Source organism: Sphingomonas sp. (assembly GCF_030145815.1).
Taxonomy (GTDB): Bacteria; Pseudomonadota; Alphaproteobacteria; order Sphingomonadales; family Sphingomonadaceae; genus Sphingomonas.
The window spans coordinates 1-16,179 of the sequence record NZ_JAIXHL010000019.1; the positions used below are offsets into that span (position 1 = coordinate 1).

The 16,179-nt window shown below is 65.0% G+C and carries 13 protein-coding genes; all 13 read right to left on the reverse strand.

Going from position 1 to position 16,179, the window contains the following annotated elements:
* Nucleotides 1-232 precede the first annotated feature (232 nt).
* Nucleotides 233-1,114 carry a P-type conjugative transfer protein TrbG gene (trbG, locus tag KYX69_RS16095; RefSeq protein WP_082737834.1) on the reverse strand — a complete coding sequence of 294 codons (882 nt, stop codon included), beginning with the start codon at nt 1,112-1,114 and terminating at the stop codon, nt 233-235.
* Nucleotides 1,111-1,929 (reverse strand): conjugal transfer protein TrbF, encoded by an 819-nt coding sequence (gene trbF / locus KYX69_RS16100; RefSeq protein WP_066573294.1) that lies wholly within the window; start codon nt 1,927-1,929, stop codon nt 1,111-1,113. The genes trbG and trbF overlap by 4 nt, the downstream gene beginning before the upstream one ends.
* Nucleotides 1,930-1,932: 3 nt before the next feature.
* Nucleotides 1,933-3,237: a P-type conjugative transfer protein TrbL gene (gene trbL, locus KYX69_RS16105; RefSeq protein WP_066573929.1), complete on the reverse strand. Its 1,305-nt coding sequence runs from the start codon at nt 3,235-3,237 to the stop codon at nt 1,933-1,935.
* A gap of 120 nt (nt 3,238-3,357) precedes the next feature.
* A complete protein-coding gene (trbJ, locus tag KYX69_RS16110; RefSeq protein ID WP_066657190.1) occupies nt 3,358-4,113 on the reverse strand; it encodes a P-type conjugative transfer protein TrbJ in 756 nt (251 codons plus the stop codon).
* Nucleotides 4,114-4,138: 25 nt separating this feature from the next.
* Nucleotides 4,139-6,583 (reverse strand): conjugal transfer protein TrbE, encoded by a 2,445-nt coding sequence (trbE, locus tag KYX69_RS16115; RefSeq protein WP_066573290.1) that lies wholly within the window; start codon nt 6,581-6,583, stop codon nt 4,139-4,141.
* A complete protein-coding gene (locus tag KYX69_RS16120) occupies nt 6,577-6,852 on the reverse strand; it encodes a VirB3 family type IV secretion system protein (RefSeq protein ID WP_066573287.1) in 276 nt (91 codons plus the stop codon). The genes trbE and KYX69_RS16120 overlap by 7 nt, the downstream gene beginning before the upstream one ends.
* Nucleotides 6,852-7,181: a TrbC/VirB2 family protein gene (locus KYX69_RS16125; protein WP_075152901.1), complete on the reverse strand. Its 330-nt coding sequence runs from the start codon at nt 7,179-7,181 to the stop codon at nt 6,852-6,854. Before KYX69_RS16125 ends, KYX69_RS16120 begins: the two co-directional genes overlap by 1 nt.
* Nucleotides 7,182-7,183: 2 nt before the next feature.
* The gene (trbB, locus tag KYX69_RS16130) at nt 7,184-8,137 is read right to left on the reverse strand and encodes a P-type conjugative transfer ATPase TrbB (RefSeq protein ID WP_066573926.1); all 954 of its coding nucleotides are present in this window, start codon (nt 8,135-8,137) and stop codon (nt 7,184-7,186) included.
* A 41-nt stretch (nt 8,138-8,178) separates the two neighbouring features.
* A complete protein-coding gene (locus tag KYX69_RS16135) occupies nt 8,179-8,583 on the reverse strand; it encodes a CopG family transcriptional regulator (RefSeq protein ID WP_066573285.1) in 405 nt (134 codons plus the stop codon).
* A 2-nt stretch (nt 8,584-8,585) separates the two neighbouring features.
* The gene (locus tag KYX69_RS16140) at nt 8,586-10,610 is read right to left on the reverse strand and encodes a conjugal transfer protein TraG (RefSeq protein ID WP_066573283.1); all 2,025 of its coding nucleotides are present in this window, start codon (nt 10,608-10,610) and stop codon (nt 8,586-8,588) included.
* Nucleotides 10,611-11,023: 413 nt separating this feature from the next.
* A complete protein-coding gene (locus KYX69_RS16145; RefSeq protein ID WP_300498972.1) occupies nt 11,024-11,896 on the reverse strand; it encodes a nucleotidyltransferase and HEPN domain-containing protein in 873 nt (290 codons plus the stop codon).
* A gap of 394 nt (nt 11,897-12,290) precedes the next feature.
* The gene (locus tag KYX69_RS16150) at nt 12,291-14,114 is read right to left on the reverse strand and encodes an ATP-dependent helicase (RefSeq protein WP_066573275.1); all 1,824 of its coding nucleotides are present in this window, start codon (nt 14,112-14,114) and stop codon (nt 12,291-12,293) included.
* An 8-nt stretch (nt 14,115-14,122) separates the two neighbouring features.
* A complete protein-coding gene (locus tag KYX69_RS16155; RefSeq protein WP_066573273.1) occupies nt 14,123-15,982 on the reverse strand; it encodes an AAA family ATPase in 1,860 nt (619 codons plus the stop codon).
* Nucleotides 15,983-16,179: the final 197 nt, after the last annotated feature.

The window sequence follows — 16,179 nt, forward strand, 5'->3', positions numbered from 1 at the left end:
AGAACACGCTGCTCTTTGCCTTCATCGGCCAGGCGGCAGGCCAAGCAGGCATCCTGCTCATCGCCGCCTCTGCTGGCGAACATTGAGCCCCGCCGCCGAAAAGGCGACTACGTCAACGGCCTGTTAAAGCGGATCGCGCGTCCGGGCCGGGCGCGCAGCACCAGGGTCTCGGGATCCACCTTCGGCGACCTCATGGAAGCGGCGCCGTCGGGCGCCTCAGCGATTTCTGCAGTCACGACGCTCTCCCCTTCGTCCGACCGCGGCGCCCGGCTTCATCGATGCGGGTAAGCCGGACGATCTCCTGGCGCTTGGCGCCGAGGCGGAGCTCGGCAACGTCGAAGATCCTGTCGACCACATAATAGCGTCCGCGCAGGCGGTAGTTGACCAGCTGCGCCTCGCCCTTCGCGCCAACGAGGAACAGCGGCGGCGCTTCCCCGACCGCCAGGCTCGCAGGAAACTCGATATAGGTCTGCCTGCCGTCGTCGAACGCGCGCAACGGCCGCCATCGCGGCGTATCCCCGGAGATGGCATAGTTGAAATGGAGCTGATCGACGTCGAGTCCGGCGGCCACCGGGGTAGCCGCAGCCGCCGCTTCCTCGGTTCGCTGGATCGCCAGCAACGCATCCTGCGGATAGGTCCAGCTCAGCGCCGACATGCCGACGCTGCGCGCGCTGGTGAGCGCGAGATGATAGGTCCGCCGATCCGTGGTGATGACGAGATTGGTGGAGAGACCCGCAGCATAGGGCTTCACGAGGATATGGACGCGCTTGCTGCCACCTGCGCCGCTCGTGGTATCGCCGATCACCCAGCGCGCCGTGTCGCCGCTCGCCACCGCGCCCAGCACCTCACCGGGCTCAAGCACGATGTCGGTCACGCGTTCCGGCGTGGTGTAGACCTGATAGATCGCGCCTTCGGCATAGGGCATGACCGCAGCGGCATTGAGAAAGGCCAGCGGAGACGGTTCGCGCGTTGCGGCCCGGTTTGCCGCGGCGATCGTCGATGTCGTCCGCTGGGGAGCATTGGCGGCGCTTGAACGCTGCGCAAAGGTGCTGGTGGGTACGATCAAGACAATCGCCACCGCAAACAGCGTGGGCAAGTTGCTGGGGCGTTTCATTGCCGATTCTCCGGATTGGCAGGGATTGGGCTCGCCGAGGCGGCGCCATCAGTCGCGGCGGTGATCGAAACTTCGGGGGCCGGTTGCACCGGGCGCGCGGCTGCTCGCGACGAGACCGCCGGGTTGGCCGCCGGCTCGATCTCGCGGCTCCAGTCGATCGCATCGACATAGAGGCCGAGCGGATTCTTGCGCAGCACCTCCGCCGATGCGGGCGGCTTGAGCTTGACGGTCAGGATGCCGGTCCAGTGCGAGGTTCCCGCCTGCGCGCCCCGGTCGAAGGCGGTCTCGATCCACTTCACCTGAAATGACTGATCCGACGCACGGACCACGCTCGTGACCTGAACCGATACCGTCTTTTGGCCAATGGCACCGAACGGGTTCGCCGACCGCGCATAGTCACCGAGGAACACCGCGCCACGCTGGCTGGCGAAGTCATAGGCCGATAGCCAGTCGCGCCGCATCAGCACCGGGTCGAGCGAGACTGAGCGCACCTTCTCGATGAAGCGGGCCAGATGCCAGGAGATCTGGGGGTCCGTAGGGCGATGCCCAGCCTCGGCTTCGCTGATCGCGCGTGCCTCGCCGAGGCGATCGACCTCGACGACATAGGGCGTCACCCGACTCTGCAGCGACTGCCATATCAGCGCGCCCGACATGGCCGTAGTGAGCGCCAGTCCGCCAAAGGCCATCAGCCGCCAATTGCGCGCCTGGACGCGCGCCGATCCGATCCGCTCGTCCCAGAGCTGGCCGGCACGATGAAAGGGCGTGTCGGGTTCGGGCGTTCGCCCGTAGCGCTGGACGCTTCGCTTGAAGAGCATCGCTCAGTCCTCCTTTTCCTTGATGTCAGGGGTTGCCGACGCGCCGCCGCGATCGCCCTCGCGCAGGGTGTGGGCGACGACCTGGCGATGATGGCGCGCATCCTGCTGGCGGCGCAGTGCCTGCGCCCAGGCCGGCTGGTGCTCGGCGGCCTGATCGGATCCGCTGGTGGCGGGCGTCTGCCGGTGGGCAAGCGCGTCGAAAGCTGCCTGGCGACCCGAAGCCGCGGCCTCGCCGATACCGAAAGCCCCGGCGGCGCGATTGCGCAATGCGCTGCCCGCCGCGCTCGCAACCCCCTTGAGCCCGGTGCCGACGCTGGTGGAGCCCGTGCTCTCCTGGCCGAGCTTGTAGGCAGTCGACGCTGCCGAGCCCATCGATGTGCCAGCACGGACCGCACCCAGAGCGGCCCCTCCGATGGCACGTCCACCGGCAAGGGCGGCACCACCACCCAGCGCAACGACGCCGGCGGCACCGAGCGCCGTGCCGGCGACCGCGCCGGCGCCGAGCTGAGGCGCACCGGAGACCAGGCCGGTCGCAATGCTCGGACCGAAAATGCCGAGTCCGAACAAGGTGAGTGCGGCGAGCGCCAGGCTCATCGCCTTCCCGATATCGGGCTCCTGACCCTGTAGGGATCCGACGAAATCGTTGAAGTAGTTCGAACCGATCCCAACGATAACGGCGAGCACCATCACCTTGATGCCTGAGCTGACAACGCTTCCCAGCACGCGCTCGGCGAGGAAGCTGGTGCGGTTCCACAACGCGAAGGGCACCAGCACGAAGCCGGCCAAGGTGGTCAGCTTGAACTCCAGGATCGTGATGAACAGCTGGATCGCGAGGATGAAGAACGACAGGATCACCAGCACCCAGGCGAAGAGCAGCACAGCGATCGTCAGGAAATTGTCGAAGAAGGTCGTGAAGCCGAGAAGCTGCGAGACCTGCTCGAGCAGCGGCCAGGCAGCGGAGAATCCCGTTCCGGCCAGCCTGCCCGGCTTGAGCAGATCGTCGGCCGAGATGGTGCCGCCGCCCGCGGTCAGCCCGGCCGCAGCGAACGAGTTGAACACGATCGTCGCGAGGGTTGGGAAGCTGTTCAGGATGAAGGCGAACGCGCCAACATAGAGGATCTTCTTAAGGAAGCGCCCCATCACATCCTGTTCGCCGCCCAGCGCCCAGAACAGGCCCGCCAGCGTGATGTCGATGCCGATCAGCGTCGCCGCCAGAAAATGGACATCGCCGCCCAGCAAGCCGAACCCGCTGTCGATGTAGCGAATGAACGCCTGCAGGAACTGGTCGATGACGTTGAGGTCGGTCATGGTCATTTCCTGTCGGCGGGGAGAAGTCCCGCGGAGCGCGCTCGGGGAACCGGAGACGCGCCCCGCGGGGTGACGGCGAACCGAGGGCAGCGCCCGCCGTCACGCTCGGACGGGAGGCCCCTAGCGAGGGTGGTAGGCCGTGCCGTTGCCGAGGAACTTTCGAGTGGCGGCCTGCGCCTCGGCCTGGGCCTGAGCGCGGCGCGACGCTTCGAGCGTCTCGACACGGTACTGCGCCGCCATCATGTTCTGGATCTGGAACTGCTGCTTGGCGGTGAGCGCCAGCAACTGGTTGGTCGCCTGTTGCGCCTGGAGTCCGCCCTCGGCGCCCTGGCTCTTCGCCACGATCGCGGCGAGCGCCTGTGCATCGGCAGCGACATTGCCGACAACCTGCGCCTGCACCTGCATCGTCCGATTGAACGCGGCGACCGAGGTGTCGAGGCGAGTCCGGGCACCGACGACAAGATCGTTGGTGGTCAGCGCCTGGTCGAAGCTCTGCGGAAACAGCCGCCGGAACTCGCTGTCGACATTATCGACCCGAAAGCCGATCCCTTGCGCCTGGCCCATCAGCCGGTCGATCTGCTGTAGTGTCCGGGTCAGCGCCTGGAGTTCGGGGAAGTCGATCCGGCTCAGATTCTTCGCCTGGTTCGTCAGCATCGTTGCCTGGTTCTGGAGCGATTGAATCTGGTTGTTGATTTGCTGGAGCGTTCGCGCCGCAGTGAGCAGGTTCTGCGAATAGTTCGACGGATCGAACACGGTGATCTGCGCCCGCGCCGGCGGCGCATGTAGCGCCATGCCGAGCGAACCGGCGCTGCCGAGCGCGAGCGCTGTGGCGACGAGATACTTCGAGAAGTGTCGGCGGAGGTTTCGCTGGGACATGGGTGTTCTCCTTTCGGTTAGAGGGTCAGCGAACCGGGGGAATGAAGTCGCCGAGCAGCGCGGCGGCCCATGCGAGGTCGCGCGAGGCGAGGAATTCGGCGGCGAAGGCGCTTGCGCCACGTTCGGTGAGCAGCGCATCGATCTGCTGCTGGCTGTCCGGATCAGAGGCGCCGCAGAGGGTGAGCGCGATCGGTCCCAGGCCGAGCTCGAACAGGCGATTTCCGCGGGCGGACTGGAGATAGTAATGCCGCTTGGGCGTAGCCCGCGCGACGAGCTCGATCTGCCGCGCATTGAGTCCGAAGCGCTGATAAGCGGCCTGGCTCTGCGGCTCGATCGCCCGGTCGTTGGGAAGCAGGATGCGCTGCGGGCAGCTCTCGATGATCGCGGGCGCGATGCTGCTGTCGGCGATATCGGCCAGGCTCTGCGTCGCGAACAGCACCGCGACGTTCTTCTTGCGCAGCGTCTTCAGCCATTCGCGGATGCGCGCGGCGAACAGCGGATGGTCGAGGAAGATCCAGGCCTCGTCGAGGATCAGCAGCGTCGGACGACCGTCGAAGCGCTCCTCAAGCCGGTGGAACAGATAGGTCAGGACCGGTGCGACCACACCCGACTGGGCCATCAGCGCCTCGGTCTCGAAGCATTGGATATCGGAGAGCGCCAGCGCCTGTTCGGCAGCATCGAGCAGCCGGCCATAAGGGCCATCGAGCGTATAGGCGGTCAGCGCGGTCCGCAGTGCATTCGACTGGAGCAGCAGCGTAAACCCCGTCAGCGTCCGCTCCTCGACCGGTGCTGAGGCGAGCGAGCCCAGCGCCGACCAGACCGCTTCCTTGACCTCCGGGGTGACGAGGACCTTCTCGTGCGCGAGCAGCGCTGCAATCCATTCCGCCGCCCAGCTACGCTCATCGGTATCGTCGATCTTCCGCAGCGGCTGAAAGGCGAGCCCACTTCCTCCGTCCTTCCCTGCGCCGCTTCCCAAGCCGAGCGCGTGATGCGCGCCGCCCATAGCGAGCACCGCGGCGCGTGCGGAAAAGCCCTTGTCGAAGATGTAGAGCTGGGCACTCGGATAGCGCCGGAACTGCAGCGCGATCAGCGCCAACAGCACCGACTTGCCCGCGCCGGTCGGCCCCACCACCAGCATATGGCCGACATCCCCGACATGGGTCGATAAGCGGAACGGCGTCGTGCCCGCGGTCTGAGCGACCAGTAGCGGCGGCCCGCCGAGATGGGCATTGGTGACCGGCCCCGCCCAGATCGCCGAGAGCGGCATCAGATGGGCGAGATTGAGGGTATGGACCAGCGGCTGCCGGACATTGGCATAGGTGTGGCCGGGCAGTGAGGACAGCCATGCCTCAACCGCGTTGACGCCCTCGCGCACGCAGGTGAAGCCGAGGCCGTTGACGATCCGCTCGACCGCGCGGACCTTCTCGTCGGCGCGCATACGGTCCACGTCCGAGACGGTGATCGTGACGGTCAGATAGCCGAACGCGACATAATCTGCGCCGAGCGCCTGCAAAGCCTGGTCGGCGTCGACAACCTTGTTGTCAGCGTCGCTATCGAGCAGCTGCGCCGGCTGATTGTACATCACCTCGCGCAGCATCGCGGTGATCGACTTGCGCTTGTTGAACCATTGGCGCCGGATCCTGGTCAGCGCCTTGGTCGCGTCGGTCTTGTCGAGCGCGATGAAGCGGGTGACCCAGCGATAGCCAAAGTCCGAGGCGTTCAGCGCGTCGAGGATTCCCGGACGGCTCATATTGGGGAAGCCGAGCACGGTGATGGTACGCAGATGCCGGTCGCCGAGCTTCGGCTCCAGCCCACCGACCAGTGGCGTATCGGCGAGCAGCCCGTCGAGATACATCGGCGTCTCGGGCACCGCGACCGGCTGGCAGCGGGTCGAAATGCAGGCATGAAGATATGCAAGCGTCTCCTCGGAGGAGAGCCCGCGTACCTCAGGCATGAAGCCCGCGAAGAGATCGAGCACACGGTCGGTCTCCGCGATGAAGCCGGCCAGCGCCATGCGCCAGTCGCGACCATCGACCTCTTCGTTGCGCTCGACCAGCGACCGGCCGGCAGCATCGCTCGCATCGGCCGGCGGCAGGAAGGTGAGCGTCAGGTGATAGTGGCTTTCATAATGCGCGCCCTCTGCTTCGAAGGTGGCGCGGCGCTCCTCGTCGACCAGCCAGGAAGCGGCATCGGGAAAGGCGCTCGCCGGATAGGCGAGCGCCTCGACACGCTCGGCCTCGAAGAACAGGGCCCAGCCCGATCCGAACCGCTTGAGCACATTGTTGGCGCGGGCGCAGGCGCCGACCAGTTCGGCCTCGGTCGCGCTTTCCAGATCCGGCCCGCGGAAGCGAAGCGTGCGCTGAAAGCTGCCGTCCTTGTTGAGCACTACGCCCGGTGCGACGAGCGCTGCCCAAGGGAGATGATCGGCGAGCCGGTCGGCGCACTGGCGATATTCGCGCAAGCTCAGCATGCGAGATAGCTCCTCTGGCGGAGATGGCGGAGCAGGACCGGCGCGAAGTCCGGGTCGCGGCGCGCTGCGAACACCGCGACGCTGTGCCCGACCGCCCAGAGGGCCAGCCCGACCAGCCATTGCTGGAGGCCCAGCCCGATCGCTGCGGCGATCGTGCCGTTGACGATCGCCAGCCCGCGCGGCGCGCCGCCGAGCAGGATGGGCTGCCCGAGGCTGCCATGGATCGCTGCCTCAAACCCTTCGATGTGATGGCCGACGCGAGTCGACATCAGACCAGCGCCCCGCCGCCGAAGCTGAAGAAGCTCAGGAAGAAGGAGGAGGCGGCGAACGCGATCGACAGGCCGAACACGATCTGGATGAGCCGGCGAAAGCCGCCCGAGGTCTCGCCGAACGCGAGTGTCAGGCCGGTGGTGATGATCACCATCACCGCGATGATCTTGGCGACCGGCCCCTGGACCGATTCGAGCACCTGCTGGAGCGGCTGCTCCCAGGGCATGCCGGAGCCACTCGCGAGGGCCGGCGCGGAAACGGCGATCGCCAGCCCGAAGGCAAGCGCAGCTAAGGGGAGCGGAGGGCGGCAAGATACGGACAGGCGCATGGTCAATCTCCTTGAGGTGCGCGGGCGAAATCGAGGGGGTGGTCGAAAAGAGCGTAGTCGCCGTCAGGATCGAGGCCGGCGACGCGTGCGAGCGTGTCCACCCGGCGAGCCGAACCCCGCCCGGCGATGAACACGACCAGATCGATCGCATCGGCGATCAACCGGCGGGGCACGGTGACCACGGCTTCCTGGATCAGTTGCTCGATGCGCAGCAGCGCGGAGGCTGCGCTATTGGCATGGACGGTAGCGATTCCGCCGGGGTGGCCGGTGTTCCAAGCCTTGAGCATATCGAGCGCCTCGCCGCCGCGTACCTCGCCGACGATGATGCGGTCGGGCCGCAGGCGCAGCGTCGAGCGGACCAGATCAGCCATGGTGACATGGCCGGCGCGGGTGCGCAGCGCGACGGTATCGGGCGCAGGCGACTGCAACTCGCGCGTGTCCTCGATCAGGATCACCCGCTCGTCTAGATGCGCCATTTCGCCGAGCAGCGCGTTGGCCAGCGTCGTCTTGCCCGAACTGGTGCCGCCGGCGACGAGGATGTTGCGGCGTTCGACCACAGCCAGCGACAGCAGGCGCGCCATCTCGGCCGACATGATCTCGTCAGCGACATAGTCGAGCAGCGTGTAGATGCGAATCGCCGGCTTGCGGATCGAGAAGCAGGGCGCGAGGCTGACCGGGGGCAGCACGCCTTCGAACCGCTCGCCAGCGCCTTCGCCATGCGGCGGCAGCTCGGCCGAGACGATCGGCGACGCAGCATGCACCTCAATACGGGCGTGGCTGGCGACGAGCCGAATAATGCGCTCGACCTGGGCCGGCTCGAAGCGGATGCCGGTATCGGTCCGCCCTTCGCCCAGCCGATCGAGCCGCAGCGCGCCATCCGGGTTTATCATCACCTCGAGTACGAGCGGGTCGGCGAGGGCTGCGGCGATAGCTGGCCCCATCGCAGTGCGCAGCATCGCGCGGCGCCGGCCTTCCGACACGGTATCGGCCGCGCCGCTCACGACCCCTTCTCCAATGGCTCGGTGGGGCCGAGGGTGCGCCTGCCGCTGGCAAGTTGGCGTCCGACCTGGCCGACAAATTTCTCGAACCGCTCGAGCCCGATCGCGAGCGCCGCGCTGTCGGCCTCGGGCAAGGGCGCCGTGACCAGCAGCTGGTAGCGCACGAACAGCGCAAGGCTCTCAAGCACCACGTCGATGTCGCGGCGGACCAAACCGATCTCGCGCGACATGCGGTCGAGCCGGACCTTGAGCAGGTCATCGACCTCCTTTGAACCGTGCCGCGCGAGCCAGCTCGCCAATGCGTCGTTGACCAGCCGAGACTTGTTCGCGCCGGGACTGGCGGCGAGTGCTTCGAGCGCTTCGCTGAGCTCGCGATCAATATAGAGGTTCTGGCGGACCTTCATCGTCAGAGCCCCGGAATGAGGTCGCGATGCGCGCCCTCGTTGATGCCATAGGCGCGCGCCGCCGGGGTCAGCCCCTGCGCCTGCTCCATCGCGCGCTTGTCCGCGGCAACATTGTCGTCGTCGTCCGGCGCGACCTGCACGGCCTGGTCCGCCTCGACAGAATGGGCCGTGCCCTCCTGGGCGAGGCCGGGATGCCGCTGTTGCTGCATGCCGCCATCATCTCCGGCATCGGTCAGATCCGCGGCGAGCTCGAGCCGCGCGTCGGGGAACCGCGCGAACCGGCCCCAGTCGTTCGATCGCTGGCGGGGGCGGTCGCCATAGACACCATCGGCGAGAACCGGTGCCGGCTGCACCCGACCGCTGAAATTACGGTCCTCGAAATAGCGCAGTTTGGTCGCGCGGACCGGCGCGAGCCCGGAGAGCAACACCAGCTCATCGGTCGCCGGCAGCTGCATGACCTCGCCGGGCGTCAGCAGGGCACGGGCGGTTTCCTGGCGGCTGACCATGACATGCGCGAGCCAGGGTGCGAGCCGATGGCCGGCATAATTGCGCATCGCGCGCTGCTCGGTGGCGGTACCGAGCGCGTCGGAAATACGCTTGGCGGTGCGCTCGTCGTTGGTCGCGAAGGCGACGCGGACATGGCAATTGTCGAGGATCGAATTGTGCTCGCCATAGGCCTTTTCGATCTGGTTGAGGCTCTGGGCGATCAGGAAGGCGCGGATGCCGTAGCCGGCCATGAAGGCGAGACTCGTCTCGAAGAAGTCGAGCCGGCCCAGCGCCGGGAACTCGTCGAGCATCATCAGCAGCTGGTGCCGGCGCGTCGTAGCGTCCCGCTGCTCGAGCCGCTCGGTCAGACGGCGGCCGATCTGGTTGAGCACGAGGCGGACGAGTGGCTTGGTGCGGCTGATGTCCGAGGGCGGAATGACCAGGTACAGCGAGACCGGCCGCTCGCCATCGATCAGGTCGGCGATTCGCCAGTCGCAGCGTGAAGTGACCTCGGCAACGGTCGGGTCACGGTAGATGCCGAGGAACGACATCGCGGTCGACAACACGCCCGAGCGCTCATTCTCGCTCTTGTTGAGCAGTTCGCGCGCGGCCGAGGCGATGACCGGATGGACGCGCGGCGTCTCAGGAGTGCCGAGATGGTTGGTCGACATCATCCGCCGAAGCGTCGCGACGAAGCTGCGCTGCGGATCGGACAGGAAAGTCGCGACGCGGGCGAGCGTCTTCTCCTCCTCGGCATAGAGGATATGGAGGATCGCCCCGACCAGCAGCGCATGGCTCGTTTTTTCCCAGTGGTTTCGCCGCTCGAGCGCCCCCTCAGGATCGACCAGGATGTCGGCGATGTTCTGGACGTCGCGCACTTCGTCGGCGCCGCGGCGGACCTCGAGCAGCGGATTGTAGCGCGCCGAGCGCGGGTCGGTGGGGTTGAACAGCAGACAATGCGAGAAGCGCGACCGCCAGCCGGCGGTCAGCGTCCAATTCTCGCCCTTGATGTCGTGGACCACCGTCGAGCCGGTCCAGGACAGCAGAGTCGGCACGACCAGGCCGACGCCTTTGCCAGACCGGGTCGGCGCGAACGCCATGACGTGCTCGGGGCCGTCGTGACGCAGATACTGGCCGCCGAGCCGACCGAGCAGCACGCCGCGGTCGCGGTACAGCCCCGCGCGCTCGATCTCGCCGGGCTTTGCCCAGCGCGCGGAGCCATAAGTGGTGACGTTGCTGCGCTGGCGGGCGCGCCACAGCGACCCGGCTATCGCCGCGCCACAGCCGAGGAAGCCGGAGGCGCCAGCGAGCATGCCCGCCTTGTCGAAGACGTGCGGCGCATAGGCGTCGTAATGATACCACCACGAAAACAGCGCCCAGGGCCGGTAGACCGGGACATCACCGACGATCAGCCAGGGCCGGCCCAGCTCGGGCTGATAGGCCAGCATCGCCGCCGCCCATTGCGTCGCCGCCCACAGGCCCGCGATCACAAGTCCGAAGACGATAAGGATTTGTCCGATCAGCAGCTTGGTGGGGGTCACGAAGAGGCTCCCGCCGGGGGAAATCCCGACGGGCAATGACTCTTCCAACGGCGCTCGAAATTACATGGTGCCCAGCGGCGCTGTGCGGCCAGCTAGGGCTGAGATGACGATGCAGTCATTCGACATATGGCCGGAAGCATTCGACTGATCAAACGCGAAAGGCCGCCCCTCTCGGGACGGCCTTTCCATTGTCATCCGAACGCGGACAGCTCAGCCGAGCCGGACCCCCGCGGTGGAGGTCATGCTCAGAGATTCTGCCGCGCGCGACGTGCGACAATGAGACATCTGACCACCTCCTTTCCGTTGTTGAACGATAGGAGGGATGTCGGTGGTGCACGGCGCCGTTTCAAGTCAGGGCATTGATCTTGATGGAGTTCTACGACCCAGCCGTGGCGCGCAGCTGCTCCAACCTCTCACGCGAGACCCGCTCGATGATGTCGCGCAGCGCTCGCACGCACGCACGCCAGAATCGCGTTCAGCTCCTCGATCGTAATCTCATAGGCGCTGGAATAGCGGGCTTCGACATAGCCGCGCTTGAGCAACTGGAAGCGCCGACGATCGATGCGGGTATCGCGGGGCCAAGCCTCGATCAGCCGGGGCTCGTTGCCCTCAGCGAGCGAGCGTAGGAACTTGATATTGTGCGAGCGTGGGAAATAGAGGGTCCGCACCAGTAGGAAGCAGACGTAAGCGCGCTCAGTTGCCTGATGCAGGGTGAAGGCTGCGTCCTTCCATTCCTGCTCTCCGATGTAGAACTGCGCGCCCTTGAGAGAGCTGTCGATCTTCTTCAGCCACTCCTCGAAGTACGTCTTCGCCATCTGGTAGGCGTCGGCTTGGGTGAGCGGCATCGGCGTCGCCAGCGGATGGCAGGGCAGCTCGTAGAGGACGATCCCGTCCCGCGCGATGTCGACCCAGAAATACTCGCCGCGCTTGAGCGACTGGTTCACCTCGTCGAGCGAATGCACAATGATGTTGACCGGCCGCGCGATCGCCGCGTCGCGCAGGATGCGATCCTCTGCGATGTACCAGTAATGGGCGATGTCGGTCAGGTCGTCGTGGTTGACGATCACCAGCAGGTCGAAATCGGATTGATAGCCGTTCTCGGGTTCGTCGACCCAATCGGAACGCGCATAGGATCCGAACAGGATGATCTTGAGGATCTTGCCGTTCTTACGGCTCGGCGTTGTAGCCCTGCCGATCGCCTCTTCGAACTCCTCCATCAGGACGCCCTGGACACGCTCCAGCTCGCCCCTTTGCACCTCAGGCAGATGATCCACGTCGTTCTTCATCAAGGGAATCTTCGGCGAGCGCGGGCGGAATGGCAAGCGCGGGTTGGCACCGCAATCGTTTGAACGATAGGAAGAGCCCGTTCGGCGGCGTCGGATGGCCCTCATGGGCGCGCGTCTCAAGCGCGTTTCTCAACTTCCGGGGCCGCCGGACACCCCAGGTAGGTTTGCGCGAACGCGATGGCGACTACTGGCTGTGAGTCGTCTGGCGGCTTTCGGGGACGAGAGCGCGTTAGCCGTGTCGCCAAACATGCTGACATGGACTTGGCGTGAGCAGTTGCCTTGGGGAGATCGATGAAGCGTTGCGTGCCCCCTTGGCGCCGGCTCAGCCACCGCGGTTAGGATGCCGGGGCTGACCTAGCCGAGGTCCCCGACGCATTGCAGCGCGCTAGTCAGGCTATTCGACGGGGATCAGCAATACGCAGACGTCATCTTTAGGGGACATGATCGTCGTACGCATCTTGGCGCGGGTCACGCTGACGCGAAAATTCTGGCGGGCCTGAGTCATCGCGCCTGAGTTCACATTGCCGCCAACGATACGATCAGGGTTGCCCACAATTTCGCCTTTGAACCGCTTCGGCCAGCCTTCGAAGATGATGACTTCGTCGAACTGCTTCCCTTTGGCCTTGTGCATGTTCATCACGACGATGCCGGATTCGGGTTTGTGTGCCGTCGCGAAGTGCTCCTGGACGAAGGACTGCCGCGTAATTGGGAGGGCGTTCTTATAGCCGCCGGTTTCGCGCCAATCCTGTGAGAGGCTTTGACGCAGCTGTGTGCCGCGTTCGAGCAGGCGGACATTGCGGGCTTCCTGCGCCACCTCAACAAGCCGCGTGCAGGCGCCAGCTTCAAGGACGGCTCGAACCGCAGCCCAATCGGCATCGGGCTGTCCGGTCAAGGCGATGGCCGTCGCAGCCTGGTGAACCGCGAACGTGGCCTGGAGGACACTGTTACCTGGCGGTGCCTTGCCCTTGGCGAGGCATCCATTCCACTTTTCCAGTGCCGACCTAAAACGCGCGGCGTCGGCCAGATGGCCCTTCGTCGGCGCTGCCCCGCCGCGTCCGTCGAAGAAGCTACAGAGCACGTCGACAAATTCATCCAAACAACCGCTGTGACTGCGCTGTTGCAGGAGGAAGGCGATCACCTCGGCGGCGAGGATCGGGCCTTCCATATCCACCGCCGCTGTATGCGCAATTGGCGGCACATTTCCGAATGGCGCGCGCAGATTGTCAGACACGAGACGCGTCATACGCTTGGTCGGAACCAGGATCGCAAGCGACCAGTCCCGGCGACCCAGCGCGAGGAGCCGTTGCCGCGCCTGAAGAACCTGCGTGACGAGCGACGCATAGGCTTGGTTAGGGTTCGACGCGAACCCCTCATATTCGACGCCCTGATAGGGCTCGTCGCGAAACTTGCCCGTGAGGAGGTGATTGCCGAAGATCGCGATATCGGTGCCTTTGCTCCGGTGATTGTCCCCGGCCAGGTCGTGCTCGGACGGCTTGAACGCCTGCTTGAAGTGGTTCAGCCGCTCCGGATCGGCACCGATAAAATCGAAGATTCGCTGTTCAGGATCGGCCAGCGCGATTAGCGTGCTGCTCTTGCCAATCGCCTCGACCGCGCGCCATTGCTCGGCGCTAGTGTCCTGGAACTCGTCGAGGATGATGAACGGGTACATGGTCGACACAAGCTTGCGGACCTTGGTCGAACCGTGCAGCAAGATGGCCACCCGCTCCGCGAACAGGTCGAAACAGACCTTGCCCTCCTCAGTCGCCAACCGCATGCGCTCGGCCACTTCCAGAGCGGCCTTCTGCGCCTTCTCCTCGTCCGACAACTTGGACGGCGCCTTGAAGCTGCTGCGGATCGCCGACAGCGCGATCGCCTCGTTCGGCGGCGTCAGGATCGTCATCCGCCGCGGAAATCCGACCAAATAGCCGTGCGCCTTGAGGATTCTCCAGAAGAAGGAGTGATAGGTATCGACTTCGATCCGCTTCTTTTCCTCCTTTGTGACCGACTGTTCTTCATCGATCGCCTCGAACACGCGCGAGACGGTCGCACGCGCAAAGCTGAGAAAAAGGATGCGCTGCCCCGGCCTCAGTTTCTCCCGCGCGATCTTCGCTGCCTTCAAGATCGACACGGTGGTCTTGCCCGAGCCAGGACCGCCCACGACGAGCTGATGCCCCTCGGCAGTCAGAACATCCTTTTGCGCCGACGTCAGATCGACCATCGCGCCCTCTAAACGCCCGGTGCGGGGGCAGCGACTTGCCCGCTGTTCCCTGCCGGGGGAGCTGGCGGCACAGGCGGGATCGGCGCCGCAGGCGGCGCGGCCGGTGGATCACAGATCGCCTTCAGCATTATGCAGGCATCGCGGATCCAGGACGGGATTTCGGCCTCGGAGCACTGGCCGAGGAAATCGGCGATGCCCCAGTTGCCCTTTGCCCAGCCGAAATACTCTTTCAGCGCCGCGATCACATTGGCCTTCGGATTCGCATGTTTCGCAAGGATATGCGGCGGCCAGTCGAGCGCGTCGGAGAACCGTTCAAGCGCATCCTGGGTCGTATTCTTGAGGATGAGATCTTCGATCCCCTTTTCCTCGTGCATGAACAGCCGCTCGACCTGGGCTTCGATTGCCGCCTTCGCCGGATCGGTCTGCTTGTCGCAAAGCCCGAACGTCCGCTTGCCGAGACCCTTATACAGCCCGGCGAGATCGGCGATCTGGGACTCGGTGCCCGCATCGATGATGCAGATGCCGAGCGCCTCAAGCGAGGCATAGGTGGCGGGATTTAGCTCCGACAGCCGCCGCGCGGCCACCGGAAAGGCGCTGGCCTCGGTGGCGCCTTCGGCGATCAGCACGCGACGGGACAGGAGGCCTTCGCAGAAACGCGTGCGAAACTCCTGCCGATAGCGCTTGTGCTTTACGCTGTCGGGTAACGCTATCTGCGCTTGAGTGAGCACACCGTCATTGGCCCGCGACAGGATCACGGTCTCGTCGAGCTTGAATTCTTCCAGGACATAGGGCGAGTGCGATGTGACGATCGACTGCGCGGCCAACTTTCGCAGCTCATGCACGATCCGCTTCTGGGCATAGGGAGGGATCGCAGTCTCGACCTCTTCCATGGCGAAGATAACGTTCTGCTTGTCCTCAGCGATCTGCGACAGCATAGCCAACACCAACATGTTTATCGTGCCGGTGCCCTGGCGATAGAAGGGCGCGGCGTGATCGCCATCGCCGGTGGCAATGAAGGCAGTCACGACCTTGCGCAGATGCTCACGCGTGAGATTCGACACCTTGAGGTGCGGCTTCACACCCCATTCGCGCGGTACATATTTCTTCAACGACTTGTCGATGCTGTCGAGCACGCCGGAAATGCCCAGCGCGGGATCACTTGCCACGTCGAAGGCAGCAAGCGTGCCGATCGTGCCCTCCCACATCTGCGGCCGAATTTCCTTCAGCCGCAGGATGATGTCGAGCAGGCTGCCATGCTCCAGGCTCAGCGCGCGCGAGCCGGTGCGCAGAGAGCGCAGGAACAAGAAGCCGCAATGCTGTTTGTCCTTCTTGGAGAACGGTTCGGGCTTATCTCCCTCCGTCAGGCTGCGCGAATAGAAGGTGTTGCCGACAAAATCGTCCTCATCGGAATCGTAGCCGCCGATGAAGGTGACGCGCAGCGCCGCCTTGATGTTCGCTGCATCAACACCCGCCGGGTTGGCCTCGGTGAAGAAATCGCCGGTTTCGACATTGAGCCACTCGATATTGCCGCCGAACCTAGCCTCCTGCTCTTCCGACAGGCCGACTATGGTGACTTCGACGGTGATCTTCGGGGCTTCGGCGACGGGTGCCTCTCCAGACGCATCGGGCACGGCACCCCCCTCCGCGGAGGCTGCGGCCACGGGAAGATATTTGCCCTCAAAAAAATCATGCTCATCGACTGGAGGGCGACGACTCAGTCTATCCGGCCCGAGCGCAAGATCTATTGCTTCCAAGACCGAGGATTTGCCCGTGTTGTTGTCGCCGATGAGCACGGCATGGTCGGGCAGCACCAGATTCGCAGAACTAATGCCCCGGAAATTCTCGATCGATACGGCGTAAATCTTCAAAGCAGCCCCCCGGCGCCATGCCCTTCATCGTTTCACTCGCTGCTTATTTATCCCCGACTCGATGGGGAGGAAAAAGGCGCGAGACGATCATTATCGGCCTGCGATGGCGTTCTGCAAACCGTCAAAACTCTACCGGCAGCTTTTGGGAGTACGCAAAAACTCCTACTCGTCCGATTAAAGGGCGCGAAGCGGACAGA